We start from the raw sequence: 20,633 nt of genomic DNA, 5'->3' as shown, positions 1-20,633 counted from the left end.
ATTTTCAGTCCCGTTTCCTGCTGATGAAGAAAAACAACGTCACGATGGCGACCGACAAGAGCAGGAACACGGTCGATATCGCGTTGATCTCCGGCGTTATCCCTCGACGTATCTGGCCAAGCATGTAGGTCGGCAGCGTGTCCTGGCCGCCCGATTTCACGAACTCGGTGATGACGACATCGTCGAGCGAGATTACGAAGGCCAGCATCAATCCGGCCAGGATGCCGGGCCAAAGCAGCGGCAGGGTGATGCGGCGGAACGTCTTCCACGGCGTCGCATAGAGATCGGCGGCGGCCCGTTCCAGCGTCAGGTCCATGTTCTCCAGCCGCGCCCGGATCGGCAGGTAGGCGAACGGAATGCAAAAGGCCGTATGCGCCGCGATTAGGTAGCCGAGTCCGGAATAGCCGGTGAATATCTTGATGCGCGAGAAAAAGATCAGCAGCGCCACGCCGGTGACGATCTCCGGCACCATCAGAGGTTGGTTGATGGCGGCATATTTGAAGGTCAGGCCGGGATAGGGCGGCGTGCGCGTGGTGGCGAGCGCCGCCATGGTGGCGAAGATCGTGGCCAGGATCGCCGCGATGGCGCCGATCTGGAAGGAGCGCACGGTGGCGTCGATGACTTGCGTGTTCTGCCACGCCGACTGGAACCATTTGAGCGAGAAGCCGCCCCATTCCGACGTCGAGGTCGCGGCGTTGAAGGCATAGACGACCAGCACGACGATGGGCAGATAGAGCACGACGAAGCAGGTCGCGGCGATCGCGGTGAATCCCGGCTGATGCTTGATTGCGAAGCTGCTAGCCATGACGCATCTCCGACCGGCCGGTGTTACGCACATAGGCGAGCAGCGCCACCATGACGATGACCATGACGGCGATCGACAGCGCCGAGCCGAGCGGCCAGTTGCGGCCTTGCCCGAACTGCAGCTCGATCAGGTTGGAAAGCATCATGGTCTTACCGCCGCCCAATAGGACCGGTGTGACATAGGCGCCGAGCGCCGGAATGAACACCAGGATGGAGCCGGCGATGACGCCCGGCTTGACCAGCGGGAAAATGATACGCCTGAGCACCTGGAAGCGTGTCGCATAAAGATCGTAGCCGGCTTCGACCAGCCGGAAATCGAGTTTTTCCATGCTGGCGTAGATCGGCAGCACCATCAGCGGCAGATAGACATAGGCCATGCCGATCAGGATCGCCGAATCGGTGAACAATATCTGGATCGGCCCCGAAATGATGCCGAGCTTGAGCAGCACCGTGTTAATCAACCCCTCGTTGCGGATGATCTGCAGCACGGCGAAGGTGCGGATCAGCAAGTTGGTCCAGAACGGTATGGTGATCAGGAACAGCCAGAGATCGCGCGTCTTCTCGCTGCGCGTCGCCATGAAATAGGCAGTAGGAAAACCAAGCGCCAAAGTAGCGATCGTGGTCACGATGGCAAGCTTGATCGAGCGCCAGAAGATAGTGACATGGGCGGCAGCAATGGAAAGCGTGTCGTCGAAGATGTCGCGTTCCATGAACACCGATGTCCAGGCCTCGGGCGAGAATTGCCACTTCACGTCGCCATAAGGGCCGGGCGTCAAAAACGAATAAACCAGCACGATCAGCAAGGGACCGGTTGCTGCAAGGAAGATGATCAGCAGGGCCGGCGCCGACAGCAGCCAGCGGTCGCGGATGTCGCGCCGTTCGGCCGCCTTGGCGACTTCTTCCGCGCTCGCCATCAATCCCTCAGCACTTGCGCGGCGTCGTTGCCGATCGAGACGCCGACCTTGTCGCCCCGCTCGAAACCGCAGCCTGCGCTGCGCGTGTTCTGCTGGCGCACGGTGAAGGCTTCGCCGCTGTCCAGTTGGACATGAATATGCGTGTCGGTGCCGAAATAGACGATGTTTTCGACGGTTCCGGAAAGATCGCCCTTGCCGCCGGTCAGCTTGGCGTGTTCCGGCCTGACCACCAGCGTCGCATTCTCCTTCGGCTGGAAGCCCTCAGCCACCGTCGCGTCGATCGTCGCGCCGGATTTTAGTGTCGCGCGCGCCTTGCCGTTGCCGATGCCGGTGATGGCCGCGGTCAGGAAATTGGTTTCGCCGATGAAGTCGGCGACGAAGCGCTCGGCCGGCTTGTCATAGATGTCCCAGGGCGTGCCGACCTGCAGGATCTTGCCGGCCGACATCACGGCGATGCGGTCGGACATGGTCAGCGCTTCTTCCTGGTCATGGGTGACGAAGATGAAGGTGATGCCGGTCTGGTGCTGCAGCCGTTTCAGTTCGATCTGCATTTCCTTGCGCAGCTTGTAGTCGAGTGCCGACAGCGGCTCGTCGAGCAACAGCACTTTCGGCTGCGGCGCCAGCGCGCGGGCCAGTGCGACGCGCTGCTGCTGGCCGCCGGAGATCTGGCTGGTGCGGCGGGCACTCAGCGCCTCCATCTTGACCAACTTCAGCATCTCGGCGACGCGCGCCTTGATTTCGGTCTTCGGCTTGCCCAGCATCTCCAGCCCAAAGCCGATATTCTCGGCCACCGTCATGTGCGGGAACAGCGCATAGGACTGGAAGACGGTGTTGACCGGCCGCTTGAACGGCGGCAGCGGCGCGATGTCGTGGCCGTGCAGCAGGATTTCGCCTTCGCTGGGAAAATCGAAGCCGGCGATCAGCCTGAGCAGCGTCGTCTTTCCGCAGCCCGACGGCCCGAGCAGCGTGAAGAACTCGTTCTCGCGGATCGACACCGAAACCGTGTCGAGAGCGGCGACTTGTGCGTCCCCGGTACCGAACACCTTGCGGACGCCGCGGACCTCGATTGCACTCTTACCCGGTTGATCCGGCACGCATTACCCCATTTTCATGTCCGCTCTTGATGGCGGATCCAGTTCCCATTCGATTGTCAGCATATGCCGGTCGGCTTGGCAACCATGCATCTGGATCTCGGTTCAGAACGCAAGCCCCATGCCATAGTCAGCGCCATCATCAACCCCGGTAAGTGATCTTGCCGCCGCAGATGGTGCTGACCGGACGCACCTTGTGCAAGGAAGCCGGTTCAGTTGCCTCGATATCGGCCGACAGCACCACCAGATCGGCCAGATAGCCTGGTTTCAGCCGGCCCTTACGGTGTTCCATGAATTCGGCATAGGCGCCTTCGACCGTATAGCCCGCAAGCGCTTCCAGCAGCGAGAAGCTCTGGTCGGGGTCGCCCTCTGCCCAAGGCTTGCGCAGCACCGCCGCCCGAATGCCCAGGATCGGGTCGACCCGCGACACCGGCCAGTCGGAAGCGAAAACGACATGCGCGCCCGCCTGCTTCAGCGTCCGCCAGGCATAGCTGAGCGGCCATCTTTCGCGGCCGATGCGCGAGAGCGTCGGCTCCAGCGGGAAGTCCATGGCGCCGGGCGGGTGCGGCGGCTGCATCGAGGCGATGACGCCGAGTTCGGCAAAGCGCGGCACGTCGGCGGCAGTGGTGACCTCGATGTGCTCGACCCGGTGACGGCTGTCGCGCCTGCCGTTCTTCCGCCGCGCCGCCTCGTAACCGTCGAGGACCGCGCGCACAGCGCCGTCGCCTATCGAATGCACGGCGATCTGCAGGCCGCGCCGGTCGGCCTCCACTGCCACCTCGGCGAAATGCTCTGGCGTGAACAGCGGCTCACCGCGCCAGCCCGGCCGGTCGGCATAGTCGTCGACCATGACCGCGGTCCAGCCTTCCAGCACGCCGTCGTAAAACATCTTGACCATGCCGGACGACAGCCATTCCGATCGATAGGAGTTGGCCATGCTCGATGCCTTTTCCAGCTTGTCGAGCGTCATGAAGTTCTTGAAATGAAAAGGTATCTTGGTGCGGCAGAGCAGCCGCCCTTCCTGCTCCAAACCGGCAAGCAGTTCGAGCTGGTAGAGATTGCCGTCCATGTTCTGGATCGAGGTGATGCCGTGGCGGGCGCACCATTCCAGACCGCGATGCATCAGGTCGCGATCGGCCGCGACTTCGGCTGCGGAAGGGTACGGTTCGGGCTCGCCGCCTGTCGCAAGGCCGAGCCGCACGCGGTTCTGCCCGGAAAGCTCAAGGATCGGCCCAAACGCCTCGCCCTCACGCAATTCGCCGGCCGCGAGGCCGTCGGCGCCCATGACGATCTCGTTGCCGGGGCCGAGTTGCTTGCCGTGCAGGATGCCGGCCAGCTTCAGCGCCTTGGTGTTGGCCCACATCGTGTGGTGATCGGAAGCCGACATGGCGAACGGCCGGTCGGCGATGATGCGGTCGAGATGATGGCGGGTGACCGGCTCTTCCTTGGAAAGGATGGTATAGTCGACGCCGGCCCCAAGCAGCAATTTGGCGTTCGGCCGTGCCGCAGCCTAGGCGCGGATCGCGTCGCTCAGCGCGTCGAAGCCATGCACGCCCTGAAGGTGCAGATTGTCCAGTTCGGCGGCGCCGCCGAAAAGGTGCATATGCGCTTCGATGAAGCCCGGCACCACCGAACCGCCTTGCGCATCGATGATCTTCGTGGCCGGCCCTTTCAGCGTCTCGATCGTCCGGCGATCGCCAACCGCCAGGATGTTGCCGTCCTTTATCGCCACCGCTTCGGCTGTCGGATTGCCTTCGTCCATGGTCAGCACACGGGCATTGGTGACGATCAGGTCGGCATTTGAACTCATGATTACCCGCAGGTCGGTTGCGCTGCCGGCAGGCTAGACGACCGGCTGCCGGGCCAGCAAGCCATGGCTGGTTGGCCCAGCGCCTTGTGAAAGGCAGTGCAGGACGGTTAGGGTCGCCGCGTCTCACCACGGAACAATTTCATGAAGACTGTTTTTTCGCCTTTCCATGCCGGCCATTCCGGCAATGTCGAATTGATCGCCGGCGCCATCGTGCCGGCCTTTGAAAAGCCGTCGCGCGCCGAGTTCATCAGGGCGCGGGTGGAGAGCGAGAAGCTCGGTCCGATCCTGCCGCCGGAAAGCCACGACCTCGCCGCCGCCAGGAAGGTGCATGCCAGCGACTACATCGATTTCCTGCCGACCGTGTGGCCGCTCTGGGAAGCATCGGGCCGCAGCGGTTCGGCCATTCCCTTCACCTGGCCGACGCGCGGCCTTCGCGGCGACGTGCGCCCGAAAGGCATCGATGCGCTGCTCGGCTTCTACTCCTTCGACGGTGGCGCGACGTTCGTCAAAGGCACATGGGATGCGATCAAGTCGTCCTATGACGTCGCGTTGACCGCCGCCGCGCTGGTCAAGGCCGGTGAGCCTTCCGCCTTCGCGCTGTGCCGCCCGCCAGGGCACCATGCAGGGGCGGCCTTCATGGGCGGCTATTGCTTCATCAACAACGCCGCCGTCGCCGCGCAATGGTTCCGCGACCATGGCGCCGGGCGCGTTTCGATCCTCGACATCGATTATCACCACGGCAACGGCACCCAGGAGATCTTCTATCGCCGCGGTGACGTTCAGGTGCTGAACCTGCATGGCGATCCGATGACGGAATATCCCTTCTTCCTCGGCCATGCCGACGAACGCGGCGAGGGCGACGGCGAAGGCTTCAACGACAATTACCCGATGCCCTTCGGCACCGGCTGGGACGTGTGGAACGCCTCGCTCGAGGACGCTTGCACGAGGCTTTCGGCTTATGCTCCTGACGTCGTCGTGGTTTCACTCGGCGTCGACACTTTCGAGAAGGACCCGATCAGCCAGTTCAAGCTGAAGACCTCCGACTACCCCAGGATCGGCCGCCGCATCGCCAGGCTCGGCCTGCCGACGCTGTTCGTCATGGAAGGCGGCTACGCCGTCGAGGAGATCGGCATCAACGCCGTCGGCGTGCTGACCGGCTTCGAGGACCGCTAGAAGTGCCGCCGGTGCCTGCCAATCAGATGGCAGCGCTCGGCAAGCGGTACCGCCTGCCTGACCGATCGTTCAGCCTGCGGCGGCACGCGCTGACCCGCCCGCTATCTTGTTGTTGGACCATGATGTTTTTCCAGAATGCGTTCGCCCTTTGCGAGATGATGTTCTATTTTTTGAACCCACGGCTTGCGGGGCCTATTGATCGGAAGAACAAACGCATTTGAGCCCGGGAAAGCATTTATGAACGACGACACACCGGAAAGCGAAAGCGCCTCGGCGCTGGCGCCGTTCCGGCACGGCATCTTCCGGGCGGTGTGGTCCGCCAGCCTCGTCTCCAACTTCGGTGGCCTCATCCAGGGCGTTGGCGCCGCCTGGATGATGACGACGATCGCCACCTCGTCCTACCAGGTGGCATTGGTCCAGGCCTCGACCACCTTGCCGATCATGCTCTTCGCGCTGCTGGCCGGCGCCATCGCCGACAGCTTCAACCGGCGCAAAGTCATGCTGATCGCCCAGATCTTCATGCTCGTCGTCTCGGCTCTTCTCACCGTCTTCACCTATCTCGACCTGATGACGCCGTGGACGCTGCTCGCCTTCACCTTCCTGATCGACAGCGGCACCGCGCTCAACAGTCCGTCCTGGCAGGCTTCGGTCGGCGACATGGTGCCTCGCACCAAGGTGCCGGCGGCGATCGCGCTCAACTCGATGGGCTTCAACCTGACGCGCAGCGTCGGCCCGGCGATCGGCGGCATCATCGTTGCCGCGGCAGGCGCTGCCGCGGCCTTCGCCGTCAACACGCTGAGCTATGTCGGCCTCATCGTCGTGCTGGCCCGCTGGAAGCCGGAACTGCCGGCATCGACCTTGCCGCGCGAGACGCTGGGCGCCGCCATGGGTGCCGGCCTGCGCTATGTCGCCATGTCGCCCAATATCGGCAAGGTGCTGGTCAGGAGCTCGGCTTTCGGCTTCAGCGCCGGCGCGGTCCTGGCGCTGCTGCCGCTGGTCGCGCGCGACGTCGTCAAGGGCGATGCCTTGAGCTACGGCATCATGCTCGGCGCCTTCGGCATCGGCGCCGTCGGCGGCGCGCTGACCAGCGTCAGGCTGCGGCAGCTGCTGTCCAGCGAAACCATGGTGCGCATGGCATTCGCCGGCTTCGCCGTCTGCGCCTTCAACGCCGCCGTCAGCAATCATGCCTGGCAGACGTCGCTCGGCCTGCTGCTCGGCGGCGCCTGCTGGGTGACGGCGCTTTCGCATTTCAACGTCACCGTGCAGATGTCGACGCCGCGCTGGGTGGTCGGCCGCGTGCTTTCGGTCTACCAGACCGCGACCTTCGGCGGCATCGCGCTCGGCAGCTGGGTCTGGGGTGTCGTTGCCGACGCGCATGGCGCCGAAGTCGCCCTGATGGCGGCCAGCGTCGCCATGCTGGCGGGAGGCGCCATCGGCCTGCTGCTGCCGCTGCCGCAGCAGGCTGTGCTCAACCTCGATCCGCTCAACCGTTTTCAGGAGCCGCATCTGGCCCTTGATCTCAAGCCGCGCAGCGGTCCAATCGCCATCATGATCGAATATGTCATCCGCAACGAGGACGTGCCGGAATTCCTCGCCACCATGGCCGAGCGCGGCCGCATCCGCCGCCGTGACGGCGCCCGCAACTGGACATTGGCGCGCGATCTCGAAAATCCCTCGATATGGATCGAGCACTACCACACGCCGACCTGGGTAGAATATATCCGCCACAATCGGCGCGCCACCTACGCCGACGCCGTCATCGGCGAGCGCATAAGGGCGCTGCATAGCGGCAACGAGCCACCGCGCGTCCGCCGCATGATCGAGCGCCCGACGACAGCAGGGACGGCGCTCGTCATGCCGAAGGGACCGATCGAGCATTAGTGGCTGGCGGTGCGTCCAGTTGGACGAGCAAAATGAAATTGCGGCGCCTGGCCCAATCCGCGAATGCACGAACAGGATGGCCATTGTGGAGAGACGGTTATATCAGTTGGTGTGACTATGACCACTAAGGGGAGACGATGCGTTACATACGTCCGCTTTCAATTGAAGACGCCGCCGGCCTGTTGGCCGGTTCAGCCGGCACGGCCGCCATCCTCGCCGGAGGCAGCGACCTCTTGGTGCGAATGAAAGGCGGCTTTATCGAACCCGACCTGATCGTCGACATCAAGGCGATCGACGGGCTTGGCGAGATCAGGGAAACAGCCGAGGGCTTCAGCATCGGCGCGGCGGCCCCCTGCGCCGTGCTGGGCGAGAACACGGCCCTGCAGAAGGCATGGCCCGGCGTCGTCGAAGCGGCCAAGCTGATAGGCTCGAAGCAGGTGCAGGGACGCTGCACCATCGTCGGCAATCTGTGCAACGCCTCGCCGGCCGCCGACAGCGTGCCGGCGCTGGTGGCCGCTGGCGCCAAGGCTGTGGTCGTCGGCCCGGGAACCAGGCGCACGATTGCCGTGCAAGCGGTGCCGACTGGGCCGGGCAAGACGTCGCTGGCCAAGGGCGAGATCATCGAGGCAATCCTGCTCGACAGCCGTCTGCCGCGTTCGGGCGATGCCTATCTGCGTTTCATTCCGCGCACGGAGATGGACATAGCGGTGGTAAGCGCCGGCGTGAACTTGACGCTCGATGAGCAAGGTCGCGTCAAATCCGCCCGTCTGGCGTTGGGCGCCGTGGCGCCGACGGTGATTCTGGTCGAGGAGGCCGCCGAGGTTCTCATCGGCTCCAAGCTGGACGAAGCCACGCTGGAGAGGCTCGCCAAGGTCTGCTCGGGCGCCTGCCGCCCGATCGACGACAAGCGCGGCACTATCGAATTCAGACGGAAAGTCGCGGGTGTGCTGGCCAAGCGGGCCGCCACGACCGCCTATGCACGCGCAGGAGGCAAATGATGGCTGGTGTGGCAGTATCAACGACAATCAACGGCGACAATGTCGAGTTCCTTTGCCAGCCGGACGAGACGCTGCTTGATGTCCTGCGCGATCGCCTGGGGCTGACGGGCGCCAAGGAAGGCTGCGGCACCGGCGACTGCGGGGCCTGCAGCATCATCCTCGACGATCGGCTGGTGTGCTCGTGCCTGGTGCTCGGCGCGGAGGCCGAGGGCCGGCGCGTCGAGACCATCGAGGGCATGGCGCATGGCGACAGGCTGCATCCGCTGCAGCAGAAATTCCTGGAGCACGCTGCACTCCAATGCGGCGTCTGCACGCCGGGCTTTTTGATAGCGGCGAAGGACCTTTTGGCCAAGAATCCCGATCCGACCGAGGAGGAGATCCGCTTCGGCCTCGCCGGGAACCTCTGCCGCTGCACCGGCTATGACAAGATCGTGCGTGCCGTTCAGGACGCCGCCAGCGTGATGAAGGGAGCATGACGATGAATTTCGATCCGCGTTACTCCGGACGCAATTTCACCGCTGTCGGCACGCGTCCCATCCGTCCCGACGGCGTCGACAAGGTGACGGGCCGCGCACGCTATGGCGCCGACTTCAACATGGCCGGGCAACTGGTCGGGCGCGTTCTCAGAAGCCCCCATGCGCATGCCACGATCAGGAAGATCGACACGTCGAAGGCGGAGAAGCTCGCCGGCGTCAAGGCCGTGATCACCGCGGCCGACCTGCCCGACCTCACCGACGGCGATGCCGCCATGTACGACATCCTCGACAACTGCATGGCGCGCAAGAAAGCGCTCTATGACGGCCATGCCGTGGCCGCGGTCGCTGCGGTCGATGCCCGCACAGCGAGGCAGGCACTGAAGCTGATCGAGGTCGACTACGAGGTGCTGCCGCATGTCACCGATGTCGACGAGGCGATGAAGCACTCCGCACCTCTGGTCAACGACGCCATCTTCACCGAAGGCCTCGAGCAAAAGCCCCTCAAGCCTTCCAATGTCACCAAGCGCACCCAGTACGGCCATGGCGACATCCATGTAGGTTTCGGCCAGGCCGACTTCGTCGTCGAACGCTCCTTCAAGACCGAGCAGACGCACCAGGGTTATGTCGAGCCGCATGCCTGCGTGGCCAATGTGAGCTCCGACGGCACCGCCGACCTGTGGGTCTGTACGCAAGGCCATTTTGTCTACCGCCAACATTGCGCCCAACTGCTTGGCATGGAAGCCTCGAAGCTGCGCGTCACCTCCTCGGAGATCGGCGGCGGTTTCGGCGGCAAGACCCATGTCTGGGCCGAGCCGGTGGCACTGGCGCTGTCACGCAAGGCTGGGCGGCCGGTCAAGCTGGTCATGACGCGCGACGAGGTGTTCCGCGCCTCCGGCCCGACCAGCGCCACCTCGATCGATGTTCGGATCGGCGCCCGCAAGGACGGCACGATCACGGCGGCCGAGGCGACGCTGCGCTATTCCTGCGGCCCCTATGCCGGCATGTGGGCCGAGATCGGCGCCATGACCGCCTTTGCCTGCTACAAGCTCGAGAACGTCAGGACGGTCGGCTACGAAGTGCTGGTCAACCGGCCCAAGACCGCGGCCTATCGCGCGCCGTCGGCTCCGATGGCGGCGTTTGCGGTGGAAAGTGCGGTCGACGAGCTGGCCAAGGAGATCGGCATGGACCCCGTCGAGTTCCGGATCAGGAACGCGGCGCAGGAAGGCACCAGATCCTCCTACGGCCCGGTATACGGCCCGATCGGCATCGGGCCGACGCTGGAGGCGGTGAAGAACCACCCGCATATGAAGGCGCCGCTCGGCAAGAATCAGGGCCGCGGAATGGCCTGCGGCTTCTGGTTCAATTTCGGTGGCCAGACCTGCACCGACCTCAACATCGGCATGGACGGTTCGGTCTCGCTTGCCGTCGGCACGGTCGATGTGGGTGGTTCCCGCGCGTCGCTTTCGCTGGTCGCGGCGGAGGAGCTCGGCATCCCCTATGAGCAGGTCAAGGCGGTGGTCGCCGATACCTCCAGCCTCGGCTACAACGACATGACGGACGGCAGCCGCGGCACCTTCTCCTCCTCCATGGCGACGATCTCGGCCGCCCGCAACGCCATCAAGGTGTTGCGGGAACGCGCCGCGCAGATGTGGGACATTCCCGTCGACGACGTGGTCTGGGAAAAAGGTCACGCGATTGCCAAGGGCGAGAAATACGGCAACCTTGCAGCATTGTCGCTGAAGGAGATCGCCGCTGCGTCAGGGAAGACGGGGGGACCGATTGCCGGCCATAGCGAGCTCGTCGCCGACGGCGCCGGCGTCTCGTTCGCCACCCATATCTGCGATATCGAGGTGGATCCCGAGACAGGCTCCACCAGGGTGCTGCGCTACACCGTCGTTCAGGACGCCGGCAAGGCGGTGCATCCGACCTATGTCGAGGGGCAGTACCAGGGCGGTGCCGCACAAGGCATCGGCTGGGCGCTCAACGAGGAGTATATCTACGGCAAGGACGGGCGGCTGCAGAACCCTGGCTTCCTGGATTACCGGATCCCGGTCTGCTCGGACCTGCCGATGATCGACACGCAGATCCTCGAGATCCCCAATCCCAACCATCCTTACGGGGTGCGCGGCGTCGGCGAGACCTCGATCGTGCCGCCGCTGGCGGCGATCGCCAATGCGGTGTCAAACGCCGCGGGCGTGCGCATGACGCACATCCCGATGTCGCCGCCGCGCATCCTTGCCGCGCTCGAGGCGGAACGGGAAGGCTGATGGTCGAAGTGACGCTCTGGGGATCGCTCGGCGCGATCGCCGGAGGCAAGAGCAAGGTCGAGATCGAGGCGAAGGATATTCGGGAGCTGTTCAGGAAACTGGCTGAACAGTATCCCGGCCTCGAGCCCTACATCGATCGCGGCATCGCCGTCGCCATCGACGGGACGATCTATCGCGACACCTGGTCGAAGGAACTGCCGGAAGGGGCGGAGATATTCCTGCTGCCGCGCCTTGCCGGGGGATGATTTGGGCTCGAGCTCAAGCCGCGCTCCGTGCGGCCAATGCTCGTTTATGAATTCGCGGCCTAGCAGGTCGATCGCAACCTAACATCTACAGCGGAATTGCGGTCACTTCTTTGGCCGTTCGGATCACGAACATCGTGTGGTACCGCGCGACGTTGCTTCGGTCTCGGAACAGTCGCTCGCACAGCGCATCGAACTCTTCCATATCCGTCAGGCGGAGCATGAGGACGGCGTCGGTTTCGCCGCTTACACTGTAGGCCTGAGTGACGGCCGGTTCCTGGGCGGCCAACTCGAGAAAGTCCCGCATATACTGCTCACCATGACGCTCCAGTTCGACGGTGACGATCGCCTTCAAGCCCCGGCCAGCCTTTGCCGGTGCGAGAAGCGCGACAACGCGGCTGATGACACCGCTTTTCTTCAGTCGTCGTATGCGGCGCAGGCAGCTCGAAGGGGAAAGCCCGACTAACCCCGCCAGTTTGGCGTTAGTTCGTGAGGCATCATCCTGGAGCAGGTTGAGAAGCCTTCTGTCGATCTTGTCCATGTTGGTCGCGCTCAGCGTCGGTGCGTTGCAATTTTATTGCACGGAATCGCAAACTTTGACCACAAATGCGAAGCGTCTCACGCTACTCAGACGGCTCCAGGAATGATGGAGCAGCATGATGGCAATTTGCGCCGCCTTCTATCGCAAGACATTGGAGACGCTTGAAATCTATTGGGAACTGGTTCGCGTGATCGTTCCGGTTGCGATTGCCACACGGCTGCTGCAGGACCTTGGCGTCATCCAGGCGATTTCTCCGTTCTTCTCCCCGATCATGTTGCAGGTGGGGTTGCCACCTGAACTCGCCTTTGCCTGGCTGACGGGATTGCTGGTCGGGATCTGGGGCGCGCTTGTGATCGTATTCACCTTGGTTCCGGTTTCGGCGCTCAGCACTGCCGACATGACGGTTCTTTCGGCTCTCTTGCTGTTTGCACATGCCATTCCGATCGAGCAACGGATCATTCAGAGGGCCGGACCGAGCTTCCTGGTCACCACGGCGCTTCGTATTGGCGGGGGTTTGGTCTTTGCTGTCCTTCTGCATCAGATATTCGCCGTGACCGGATGGCTGTCAGGACCGGTGAAGCCGGCGTGGATGCCGACGAATGAAAGCACCGACTGGGGCGGCTTTTTCCTGGGTACGCTCAAAACCCTGGGCATCATGCTCGTTGTTCTGCTTGCGCTGAGCTGGGTGATCGAGCTTCTAAAGATGTCGGGCATTTTGGATTGGATGAACAGAGGGCTTGCACCGCTCTTTCGGCTCGCCGGCATCGAAAAGCAGACGGTACCTTTCGCCGCTGTCGGCCTGTTTCTCGGGATTTCCTATGGCGCAGGACTGCTGATCCGCGAGGCGCGCACGCCTAGCGCGGAGCCGCGTCAGCTATTCCTTGCCTGCGTGTTCATGGGTTTTGCCCATAGCCTCATTGAGGATACGTTGGTCGTCGCCACGCTTGGCGCTGATGTTACGAGCGTGCTTCTCGGTCGCCTAGCGTTTGCCGTGCTCGCGACCGCCGTGATCGCAAAAGTAATCAAGGCGGTTCCCGACGCTTTTTTCTTCAAGACACTCTTCCACAAGGAAGAAGACAGTCCGCGCAATCGGATTTCGGAGCCGGCGATTAGCGGGCCGTTGACGTGCCCTCCTTACGCAGCAGCCGACATGTGTGTCGCATCGCTATCGGGACAGGACGCGGCTACCCCTCGCCCGACAGATCCCGCCGCGCCTTGTCGAGTTCCTCGGCATAGCGCCGCATCAGGTGGCCTTCGGTCAGCAGCCCGATCACCTTGCGATCGGTGAAATCCTCGACCACCGCCAATTCCTCGGCGCCGGCGCGCTGGAAGGTCTCGGCCGCCGATTGCACGTTCATGCTCGGCACCAGCACCGCATCCTTTGGCGAAGGACAGCACCGGCAACCATGCCCGCGTGATGCTGCGGCGATAAAGCCCATCTTCACCTCGGGGAACTGCGTTGACGTAAACGTCAACCCGAAGCTATATGCGCCGGCGGCCGTGGCTGTAAAACCAGGCAAGCGGCTTCGGCCAGGTCGAAGCGCCGGCGCGCGACAAACGCAAGCAGACGAGGAGAACCGCCATGAGCGTTCAGGAGATTGCCGACAACATCAGGTCGCGCGTGGCGAGTGCCGGGTTCGATCGCTCGGTGAAATTCGACACCGGCAGCGACGGCGTCATCGTCATCGACGGCGCCGATGTCTCGACCACCGATGCGCCGGCCGATTGCACCATAAAGCTGTCGCTCGACGATCTGGACTCGCTGATATCAGGCGACCTCAACCCGACCATGGCCTTCATGTCCGGCAAGATAAAGGTCGAAGGCGACATGAGCGTCGCCATGGCGCTCAGCCAGTTGATCGGCTGATCGCTTGAGGTGAAACAAGCCGCCGCACGATGGCGGCGGCTTGCTTCGAACCATCAGGCAGCGAGCGGCAGCCGCTGTGCCTTCAGCTTGCGCCCGGCCGCCTTCAGCGTGCCTTGCGCGCCGTCGAGCGCGCCGACAACCAGTTCCCGCGCCAGCAGGCGGTGCCGCTCGTAAGGCCCCGGCATGGCCAGCGAGCCGGTCTTTGCGGCCGAAAAACCGAAGCGCTTGTAATAGGGCGCGTCGCCGACCAGCAGGATCGCCGCATGGCCAAGCCGCTCGGCCTCAGTGACCGCATGGCGCATCAGCGCCGAGCCGATGCCGGCATTTTTCAGCGCCGGGTCGACGGCAAGCGGGCCGAGCAGCAGCGCTGCCTTGCCGCCCTCGCCCAGCACCACGTCCCACAGCCGCACCGTGCCGGCAACAGTGCCCGACGCGTCGCGCGCGACAAAGGCCAGGCCCTCCGAAGGCCGGCGGCCGCGCCGCAGCTTTTCCGACGACTTCTTCCGGCGCTTCGGCCCCATGGCGCGATCGAGCAAAGCCTCGCGAGCGCCAACGTCGGCGGCGGTTTCGGCGACGACCGCAATCTCCCCCCTCGAGGGGGAGATGTCGCCGAAGGCGACAGAGGGGGTTGTCGCGCGTGAAGCGCCGGCCTCCATCTGCGGCGGGAGGCCGAGTCCAGTCGAACCGACCCCCTCTGGCCGCTTCGCGGCCATCTCCCCCTCGAAGGGGGAGATTCCCACGCCTTCAACAACGAAATCTACAATGTCCATTTCCGCGATCCTTCACGAGCGGATTGTTCCACAGGCGAACCCGGGCAGGCGACAGGCGCCCATCTCCGGATGATCTGATCGGTTCTTTCGAACCGTCAGATCACGTAGGATCGGAGAGGCTCGAAGCCGTTGAAGGCGACCGATGCATAGGTCGTCGTATAGGCGCCGGTGCCCTCGATCAGCACCTCGTCGCCGATGGTCAGCGACAAGGGCAGCGGGTACGGCGTCTTTTCGTACATCACGTCGGCCGAATCGCAGGTCGGGCCGGCGAGCACGCAAGGCGCGGTCTCGCTGCCGTCATGCGCGGTGACGATCGGGTAGCGGATCGCCTCGTCCATCGTCTCGGCGAGACCGCCGAACTTGCCGATGTCGAGGAACACCCAGCGCACATTGTCGTTGTCGGCCTTCTTCGAGATCAGCACGACCTCCGACTTGATGACGCCGGCATTGCCGACCATGCCGCGGCCCGGCTCGATGATCGTCTCGGGGATGGCGTTGCCGAAATGCTTCCTGAGCGCCGAGAAGATCGCCTGGCCGTAGGCCTGCGCCACCGGCACATCCCTGAGATAGCGGGTCGGGAAGCCGCCGCCCATATTGACCATCTTCAGCACGATGCCTTCGTCGGCCAGCGTCGCGAACACCTTCTTGGCGTCTGCCAGCGCGCGGTCCCAGGCGGTCAGGTCGGTCTGCTGCGAGCCGACATGGAACGACACGCCATGGGCGTCGAGACCGAGCGCCCTGGCATGGCGCAGCACGTCGACCGCCATCGCCGGCACACAGCCGAACTTGCGCGACAGCGGCCATTCGGCGCCCTCGCCGTCGGTCAGGACGCGGCAGAACACACGGGCGCCGGGAGCGACGCGGGCGATCTTCTCGACCTCCTCGACGCAGTCCACCGCAAACAGCTTGATGCCGAGCTGGTAGGCGCGCTGGATGTCGCGCTCCTTCTTGATGGTGTTGCCGAAGGAGATGCGGTCCGCCGGCGCACCGGCGTCCATCGCCATCTCGACTTCGGCAACGGAAGCGGTGTCGAAGGACGAGCCCATCGCAGCAAGCAGGCGCAGGATTTCCGGCGCCGGATTTGCTTTCACCGCATAGTAGATCTTGGAATCGGGAAGCGCCTTCTCGAAGGCGCGGAAATTGTCGCGCACGACATCGAGGTCGACGACGAGGCACGGACCGTTCGGACGTCGGGTGGCGAGAAAGTCAAGGATGCGCTGGGTAGCCATCGGGTCTCTCCATCAGCGCCTTGCGGCGCGCACAAAGGCTTGCGGACGCGGGCTCTCGGCCTCGCGAACACGCGGTGGACAAAGGCGGGACGGAAATCCATGGAACCAGCCGGTGGAGACCCCGGAACCATGAAGCGCCGTCTCGCGGCGGTGAACCTTGGCCTTGCCCGGCCTCGGTTCGCTTTGTCTGCCTTGGCTTGGATGGGAGACCCGTCCGCACTGCCGGCAATGAAGGTGTGCCTCTTCAGTAACCCCGGTCTTTGGACGACCGGCAGAACACCAGAAAGGCCCGCACCGTCGTTGCTTCAAGGTGTCCTCGGTTGGCGGTTGGCCGCTAAACCGACTGGAGGGGTTGGCTCCAGTTACCTTACCGATTACCCTCACCATTCGAGGATCGGCGGACACCCACAGGCACGTGCGACTTTGGGCAAGCGCGATATAAGATCGAAAGATTTCACAATCAATAAAAATCGTATGGCAGGTTGTAAAATTTGTGGCATCGAACAATGCTGCGGCAACCAGAAGAAAAATGCTGCGGCAAGCACATCCGGATATCGAACGCATGACTGGCACTCGCGGCCCGCTGAACGCTTTTCTCGACCTTGATCAAACCCCTGTAGCCAATGCGAAATCCGGCCCGCTTGCCGGCTTGCGGCTTGCCGTAAAGGACATCTTCGACGTCGCCGGCTACCGCACCGGCTGCGGCAATCCGCAGAAATACCGGGACGCTTCACCGGCCATGGCGACCGCGCCGGCCGTCCAGGCGCTGCTTGATTCGGGCGCCCGCTTCGTCGGCAAGACGCAGACCGACGAGCTCGCATTTTCCCTGCTGGGGCTGAACGCGCATTTCCCGTCGCCCATCAACCCGGCAGCACCCGACCGCGTCACCGGCGGCTCGTCGTCCGGTTCTGCCGCGGCAGTCGCCGGCGGGCTGGCCGACATTGCAACCGGATCGGACACCGGCGGCTCGATCCGAGCGCCGGCAAGCTTCTGCGGCCTGATCGGCCTCAGGACGACGCATGGCCGTATCCCGCTCGACGGCGCCATGCCGCTGGCGCCTTCGCTGGACACATTCGGTTGGTTCGCAAGCGACATCGTCATCTACGAAAAGGTCGGCACGGTGCTGCTCGGCGACGATCCGCATTCCCATGAACTGAGACGCCCCGTCACTCTCGCTGCGCTGGACGGCCTCGTGCTCGGCCCGCACGAGGCCGACGAATATCGCGCCATGCTCCGCAGTGTCGCTTCGGTGCTGGGCGCACCGCGCAGCGTCGGCCCGCTGTCGCATTCGACCGACGATCTCTATTGGTGCTTCCGCAAGCTGCAAGGCTATGAAGCCTGGCAAAGTCACGGCGCCTGGATCGCCGGCGGCGACCGCATGCTGGGACCCGGTGTCAAGGAGCGTTTCGAGCACGGCGCGACAATCGACGCGGCAACCGGGCAATGTGAAACGGAACGTCGCGTTTCGTTTCGCCTCGAACTGGCCGGCCTGCTTGGCGACGACGGCGTTCTTGTGCTTCCGACCGCTCCTGGTGCCGCGCCGCTCAAGGCCGCGTCATTCGACGATTTGCAGACCTATCGCGAGCGGGCGCTGAGACTGCTCTGCCTTTCCGGCCTGTCCGGCTTTCCGCAAATCACGCTGCCGCTCGGCAAGACCGGCGGGGCGCCGTTCGGCCTTTCGCTGCTCGGTCCGAAGAACAGCGACCGGCAGCTGATTGCGCTGGCCGCCCGCATCCTTTCGGCCCACCAAGGAGGCGCATGACATGGATACGCTGACCCGCATGCGCGCCTTCATCGACGTGGTCGAGGCCGAAGGATTTTCGGCGGCGGCGCGCAAGATCGGCCGCTCGAAGGCGCTATTGTCGAAATATGTGCGCGAGCTGGAGGACGAGCTCGGCGCGCTGCTGCTCAACCGCACCACCAGGCAGTTTTCCCTGACCGAGGCCGGCCACACCTATTACCGGCGCGCCTCGGAGATCGTGCGCGAGGTCGACAGCCTTGCCGATGCGGTGCGCGAATCCTCCGGCGACGTGCGCGGCAGGATCAAGCTGTCGGCGCCGCGCACCTTTGCCGACGCGCCGATCGGCCAATCGCTGATCGACTTCGCCAAGCAGCATCCCGACATCGTGCTCGACATTCATCTCGACGACCGCTTCGTCGATCTGGTCGAAGAGGGTTTCGATCTGGCAGTGCGCATTTCGCGGCTGGAAAATTCCTCACTGATCGCCAGACGCCTGGCGCCATTTTCGGTACGGCTTTGCGCGTCTCCTGAACTGATCGCCAGGCACGGCATGCCGGTCAGGCCGCAAGACCTTGCCCGCGTGCCTTGCATCATCGACACCAATGGGCGCTGGCTCACCAACTGGCCGTTCAAAGGCGACAGCGGCGATACGGTGAGCGTTTCGGTTTCCGGCCCGATCGAGGTCAACAGCCCGATGGCGGCAAGGGCCGCTGCCGTGGCTGGATTGGGATTTTCCGTCCTGCCGGATTTCATCGCCGCGCCCGACATCGAAAGCGGCAAGCTGCTGACTGCGCTGGATGACCGCATTCTGCCCGGCGGCGGCATTTTTGCCGTCTATCCGCACCGGCGCTATCTGCCTGCAAAAGTTCGCGTTTTCGTCGACTTCCTGGTGCAGTGGTTCAAGACGCTGGACAACGCATGAGCTTTCAGCCGCGTTGCGGTCCCATTTTCGCCCGCTTTCTGGTAACTGTCGGCAATTCACCGAAGTCGATTGAATCGCGACCGAGAATGCACCTGAAACGGCAAGCAATCATGCTGGCTTCGGCCTTGACCGCGACGTTTGCCGCCGTCGGACCGGCTGAGGTGCATCCCCACGTCTTCGCCGAAGCCCGCCTCGAAGTGGTCCTCGGCCCGGATCACCAAACTGTGAAGGCATTGCGCCATGTCTGGCGCTTCGACGATTTGTTTTCGAGCACGGTGATGATGGAGTTCGACAAGAATTCCGACCTGAAACTCGACGACAAGGAGCTGAAGGATGTCGCCGACACCGTCCATGCCTCGCTTGCCGAATTCAACTATTTCCAGCTCGTCACCGTCGACGGCAAGGACGTGGCAATGACCCCGCCGCCGCATTTGATGGCCAATTTCGACAATGACCAGTTGATCATCCTGTTTGAATCTGAACCGAAGGTACCGATCAAACTGAGCGGCAAGATAGATATCGGCGTCTACGACCCGACCTTCTACACCGCGATCGATTTCACCGAGGATGCCAATCTGCAGGTCGATGGGTTGCCGCCGACCTGCACCAGCAAGGTTGTCCGCCCGAACCCGGACGAGGCGATCGCCCAGAACCAGAAGACCCTGACCGAGGCCTTCTTCAATGATCCGACAGGCACCGACATGAGCAAGATCTTTGCCACCAAACTTGAACTGACCTGTCAGCCGGAAGGATAGATCCAGTGACCAAACCGTCCCTGCGTTTGGCATTCGGTCTTCTGGCCGTCGCCTTTGTGATGACGCACTTTCTCGGCTCCGCCCACGCCCAGAGTTCACTCGGCATCGGCACCAATGACGGCATGGCTCCAACCGCCACCGGCCCGTTCGCCCACATCCTGATGTGGATCAATCTGCGCCAGCAGGAATTCTATCATGCGCTTGCCGGCGCGATGAAGGCGATGCGCCAGGACGGCAGCAAGTTGTGGCTGCTCATCGGCCTGTCCTTTGCCTATGGCATTTTCCACGCCGCCGGCCCCGGTCACGGCAAGGCGGTGATCTCTTCCTACATGGTGGCCAATGAAGTGGCGCTCCGGCGCGGCATCATGCTGTCCTTCGTCTCGGCCCTGCTGCAGGCGCTGACCGCGATCGTGGTGATGCTGGTCGCCTATTTCTTGCTGCGCGGCACTGCTGTCTCGATGACAGACGCCGCATGGTTCCTCGAAATCATGAGCTATGTCTTCGTCACTCTGTTCGGCGCCTGGCTGCTGTGGCGCAAGGCCGGCCCGGCCATCCTTCGCGTGTTCGGCGCAAATCCGGGCTACAGCCTCTCGGCTGCCCATGCCGGCCATTCACATGCCGGCCATTCACATTCCGCGCATGCCCATGCGGCACATTCCCACGCGCTTGATGCGCATGACCACCACGATCATGCGCATGACCACGGCGCCCACGACCACGCCCATGCTGCGCACGATCACCACAGCCATGCGGCGGGCGAGGTCTGCGAGACCTGCGGGCACTCGCATGCGCCCGACCCGGCGCTGCTTTCCGGTGATCGCTTCGATTGGCGCACGGCCTGGTCGGCTGTCGCTGCCGTCGGCATCCGCCCCTGTTCCGGCGCGCTGATCGTGCTGAGCTTCGCCCTGCTGAACGGGCTATGGTTCGGCGGCATCCTGTCGGTGCTGGCCATGGCCCTCGGCACCGCAATCACCGTCTCGGCTCTGGCGACTCTTGCGGTGACCGCGAAGAACTGGGCGGTGTATTTCGCCGGCGACGGCCGCATGGGCAACCGCATCCATTCCTTCGTCGAGATCGGCGGCGCCGCCTTCGTCTTCCTGTTCGGCCTGCTGCTGCTTTCGGCCAGCCTGACTGGCGCCTGACCTCGTTGCG

General features: G+C 63.6%; 18 protein-coding genes and 3 pseudogenes. 13 read left to right on the top strand and 8 right to left on the bottom strand.

The window, feature by feature from the left end; all coding sequences use genetic code 11:
• Positions 1 to 4 precede the first annotated feature (4 nt).
• From NKH99_RS04210 to NKH99_RS04195, 4 genes and pseudogenes are all read right to left on the bottom strand, one after another.
• Positions 5 to 805: an ABC transporter permease gene (locus NKH99_RS04210; RefSeq protein WP_352469567.1), complete on the bottom strand. Its 801-nt coding sequence runs from the start codon at positions 803 to 805 to the stop codon at positions 5 to 7.
• Positions 798 to 1,718 (bottom strand): ABC transporter permease, encoded by a 921-nt coding sequence (locus tag NKH99_RS04205; RefSeq protein ID WP_352918214.1) that lies wholly within the window; start codon positions 1,716 to 1,718, stop codon positions 798 to 800. Before NKH99_RS04205 ends, NKH99_RS04210 begins: the two co-directional genes overlap by 8 nt.
• Positions 1,718 to 2,812: an ABC transporter ATP-binding protein gene (locus NKH99_RS04200; protein WP_352682561.1), complete on the bottom strand. Its 1,095-nt coding sequence runs from the start codon at positions 2,810 to 2,812 to the stop codon at positions 1,718 to 1,720. Before NKH99_RS04200 ends, NKH99_RS04205 begins: the two co-directional genes overlap by 1 nt.
• A 139-nt stretch (positions 2,813 to 2,951) precedes the next feature.
• Positions 2,952 to 4,619: pseudogene (locus NKH99_RS04195) on the bottom strand (amidohydrolase).
• A 141-nt stretch (positions 4,620 to 4,760) separates the two neighbouring features.
• On the opposite strand from NKH99_RS04195, the gene NKH99_RS04190 reads away from it, so the two are divergent.
• The 7 genes from NKH99_RS04190 to NKH99_RS04160 all read left to right on the top strand — a co-directional run bounded on the left by NKH99_RS04190 (position 4,761) and on the right by NKH99_RS04160 (position 11,659).
• Positions 4,761 to 5,792 (top strand): histone deacetylase family protein, encoded by a 1,032-nt coding sequence (locus NKH99_RS04190; protein ID WP_352767621.1) that lies wholly within the window; start codon positions 4,761 to 4,763, stop codon positions 5,790 to 5,792.
• 2 nt (positions 5,793 to 5,794) lie between these two features.
• Positions 5,795 to 6,013 (top strand): hypothetical protein, encoded by a 219-nt coding sequence (locus tag NKH99_RS04185; protein ID WP_352767623.1) that lies wholly within the window; start codon positions 5,795 to 5,797, stop codon positions 6,011 to 6,013.
• A 16-nt stretch (positions 6,014 to 6,029) separates the two neighbouring features.
• Positions 6,030 to 7,673, top strand: coding sequence for an MFS transporter (locus NKH99_RS04180; RefSeq protein ID WP_352767625.1), 1,644 nt, complete (start codon positions 6,030 to 6,032; stop codon positions 7,671 to 7,673).
• Between the two features lie 137 nt (positions 7,674 to 7,810).
• A complete protein-coding gene (locus NKH99_RS04175) occupies positions 7,811 to 8,671 on the top strand; it encodes an FAD binding domain-containing protein (protein ID WP_353012782.1) in 861 nt (286 codons plus the stop codon).
• Positions 8,671 to 9,147, top strand: coding sequence for a (2Fe-2S)-binding protein (locus tag NKH99_RS04170; protein WP_352448182.1), 477 nt, complete (start codon positions 8,671 to 8,673; stop codon positions 9,145 to 9,147). The genes NKH99_RS04175 and NKH99_RS04170 overlap by 1 nt, the downstream gene beginning before the upstream one ends.
• 2 nt (positions 9,148 to 9,149) lie before the next feature.
• Positions 9,150 to 11,414 (top strand): xanthine dehydrogenase family protein molybdopterin-binding subunit, encoded by a 2,265-nt coding sequence (locus NKH99_RS04165; protein ID WP_353012779.1) that lies wholly within the window; start codon positions 9,150 to 9,152, stop codon positions 11,412 to 11,414.
• Positions 11,414 to 11,659 (top strand): MoaD/ThiS family protein, encoded by a 246-nt coding sequence (locus NKH99_RS04160; RefSeq protein ID WP_023675441.1) that lies wholly within the window; start codon positions 11,414 to 11,416, stop codon positions 11,657 to 11,659. The genes NKH99_RS04165 and NKH99_RS04160 overlap by 1 nt, the downstream gene beginning before the upstream one ends.
• An 85-nt stretch (positions 11,660 to 11,744) precedes the next feature.
• Here the strand turns inward: NKH99_RS04160 and NKH99_RS04155 are convergent, their stop codons facing one another.
• Positions 11,745 to 12,197, bottom strand: coding sequence for an Lrp/AsnC family transcriptional regulator (locus tag NKH99_RS04155; RefSeq protein ID WP_352994546.1), 453 nt, complete (start codon positions 12,195 to 12,197; stop codon positions 11,745 to 11,747).
• A 115-nt stretch (positions 12,198 to 12,312) separates the two neighbouring features.
• On the opposite strand from NKH99_RS04155, the pseudogene NKH99_RS04150 reads away from it, so the two are divergent.
• Positions 12,313 to 13,077, top strand: a pseudogene (locus NKH99_RS04150) (nucleoside recognition domain-containing protein); the annotation flags it as partial.
• Between the two features lie 304 nt (positions 13,078 to 13,381).
• On the opposite strand, the pseudogene NKH99_RS04145 reads toward NKH99_RS04150, so the two are convergent.
• A pseudogene (locus NKH99_RS04145) lies at positions 13,382 to 13,579 on the bottom strand (chloride channel protein); the annotation flags it as partial.
• Between the two features lie 200 nt (positions 13,580 to 13,779).
• Between NKH99_RS04145 and NKH99_RS04140 the strand changes: the two are divergent.
• A complete protein-coding gene (locus tag NKH99_RS04140) occupies positions 13,780 to 14,064 on the top strand; it encodes an SCP2 sterol-binding domain-containing protein (RefSeq protein ID WP_352448193.1) in 285 nt (94 codons plus the stop codon).
• 53 nt (positions 14,065 to 14,117) lie between these two features.
• Here the strand turns inward: NKH99_RS04140 and NKH99_RS04135 are convergent, their stop codons facing one another.
• Complete coding sequence (locus tag NKH99_RS04135) at positions 14,118 to 14,720, bottom strand: GNAT family N-acetyltransferase (RefSeq protein ID WP_352767309.1); 603 nt, start codon at positions 14,718 to 14,720, stop codon at positions 14,118 to 14,120.
• 209 nt (positions 14,721 to 14,929) lie between these two features.
• On the bottom strand, positions 14,930 to 16,063 hold the full coding sequence (gene odc2, locus NKH99_RS04130; RefSeq protein WP_352448194.1) for an ornithine/lysine decarboxylase: 1,134 nt from the start codon (positions 16,061 to 16,063) through the stop codon (positions 14,930 to 14,932).
• Between the two features lie 562 nt (positions 16,064 to 16,625).
• On the opposite strand from odc2, the gene NKH99_RS04125 reads away from it, so the two are divergent.
• The 4 genes from NKH99_RS04125 (at position 16,626) to NKH99_RS04110 (ending at position 20,623) form a co-directional block, all read left to right on the top strand.
• Complete coding sequence (locus tag NKH99_RS04125) at positions 16,626 to 17,825, top strand: amidase (protein ID WP_353012775.1); 1,200 nt, start codon at positions 16,626 to 16,628, stop codon at positions 17,823 to 17,825.
• Between the two features lies 1 nt (position 17,826).
• Complete coding sequence (locus NKH99_RS04120) at positions 17,827 to 18,726, top strand: LysR family transcriptional regulator (RefSeq protein WP_352469556.1); 900 nt, start codon at positions 17,827 to 17,829, stop codon at positions 18,724 to 18,726.
• A gap of 86 nt (positions 18,727 to 18,812) precedes the next feature.
• A complete protein-coding gene (locus tag NKH99_RS04115) occupies positions 18,813 to 19,481 on the top strand; it encodes a DUF1007 family protein (protein ID WP_352469555.1) in 669 nt (222 codons plus the stop codon).
• Positions 19,478 to 20,623, top strand: a complete 1,146-nt coding sequence (locus NKH99_RS04110) for a nickel/cobalt transporter (RefSeq protein WP_352682650.1) — start codon at positions 19,478 to 19,480, stop codon at positions 20,621 to 20,623. The genes NKH99_RS04115 and NKH99_RS04110 overlap by 4 nt, the downstream gene beginning before the upstream one ends.
• The last annotated feature ends 10 nt before the right edge of the window (positions 20,624 to 20,633 follow it).

The sequence above is a fragment of the Mesorhizobium sp. M0854 genome, from assembly GCF_040319815.1.
GTDB lineage: Bacteria > Pseudomonadota > Alphaproteobacteria > Rhizobiales > Rhizobiaceae > Mesorhizobium.
The sequence above is the reverse complement of the archived record's forward strand: the minus strand, read 5'-3'. Positions and strand labels throughout refer to the sequence as shown.

Coding starts and splice junctions, on each gene's coding strand:
- NKH99_RS04210 (WP_352469567.1), bottom strand. CDS start 805: ATGGCTAGCAGCTTCGCAATCAAGCATCAGCCGGGATTCACCGCGATC.
- NKH99_RS04205 (WP_352918214.1), bottom strand. CDS start 1,718: ATGGCGAGCGCGGAAGAAGTCGCCAAGGCGGCCGAACGGCGCGACATC.
- NKH99_RS04190 (WP_352767621.1), top strand. CDS start 4,761: ATGAAGACTGTTTTTTCGCCTTTCCATGCCGGCCATTCCGGCAATGTC.
- NKH99_RS04180 (WP_352767625.1), top strand. CDS start 6,030: ATGAACGACGACACACCGGAAAGCGAAAGCGCCTCGGCGCTGGCGCCG.
- NKH99_RS04175 (WP_353012782.1), top strand. CDS start 7,811: ATGCGTTACATACGTCCGCTTTCAATTGAAGACGCCGCCGGCCTGTTG.
- NKH99_RS04170 (WP_352448182.1), top strand. CDS start 8,671: ATGGCTGGTGTGGCAGTATCAACGACAATCAACGGCGACAATGTCGAG.
- NKH99_RS04165 (WP_353012779.1), top strand. CDS start 9,150: ATGAATTTCGATCCGCGTTACTCCGGACGCAATTTCACCGCTGTCGGC.
- NKH99_RS04160 (WP_023675441.1), top strand. CDS start 11,414: ATGGTCGAAGTGACGCTCTGGGGATCGCTCGGCGCGATCGCCGGAGGC.
- NKH99_RS04155 (WP_352994546.1), bottom strand. CDS start 12,197: ATGGACAAGATCGACAGAAGGCTTCTCAACCTGCTCCAGGATGATGCC.
- NKH99_RS04140 (WP_352448193.1), top strand. CDS start 13,780: ATGAGCGTTCAGGAGATTGCCGACAACATCAGGTCGCGCGTGGCGAGT.
- NKH99_RS04135 (WP_352767309.1), bottom strand. CDS start 14,720: ATGGAGGCCGGCGCTTCACGCGCGACAACCCCCTCTGTCGCCTTCGGC.
- odc2 (WP_352448194.1), bottom strand. CDS start 16,063: ATGGCTACCCAGCGCATCCTTGACTTTCTCGCCACCCGACGTCCGAAC.
- NKH99_RS04125 (WP_353012775.1), top strand. CDS start 16,626: ATGACTGGCACTCGCGGCCCGCTGAACGCTTTTCTCGACCTTGATCAA.
- NKH99_RS04120 (WP_352469556.1), top strand. CDS start 17,827: ATGGATACGCTGACCCGCATGCGCGCCTTCATCGACGTGGTCGAGGCC.
- NKH99_RS04115 (WP_352469555.1), top strand. CDS start 18,813: ATGCACCTGAAACGGCAAGCAATCATGCTGGCTTCGGCCTTGACCGCG.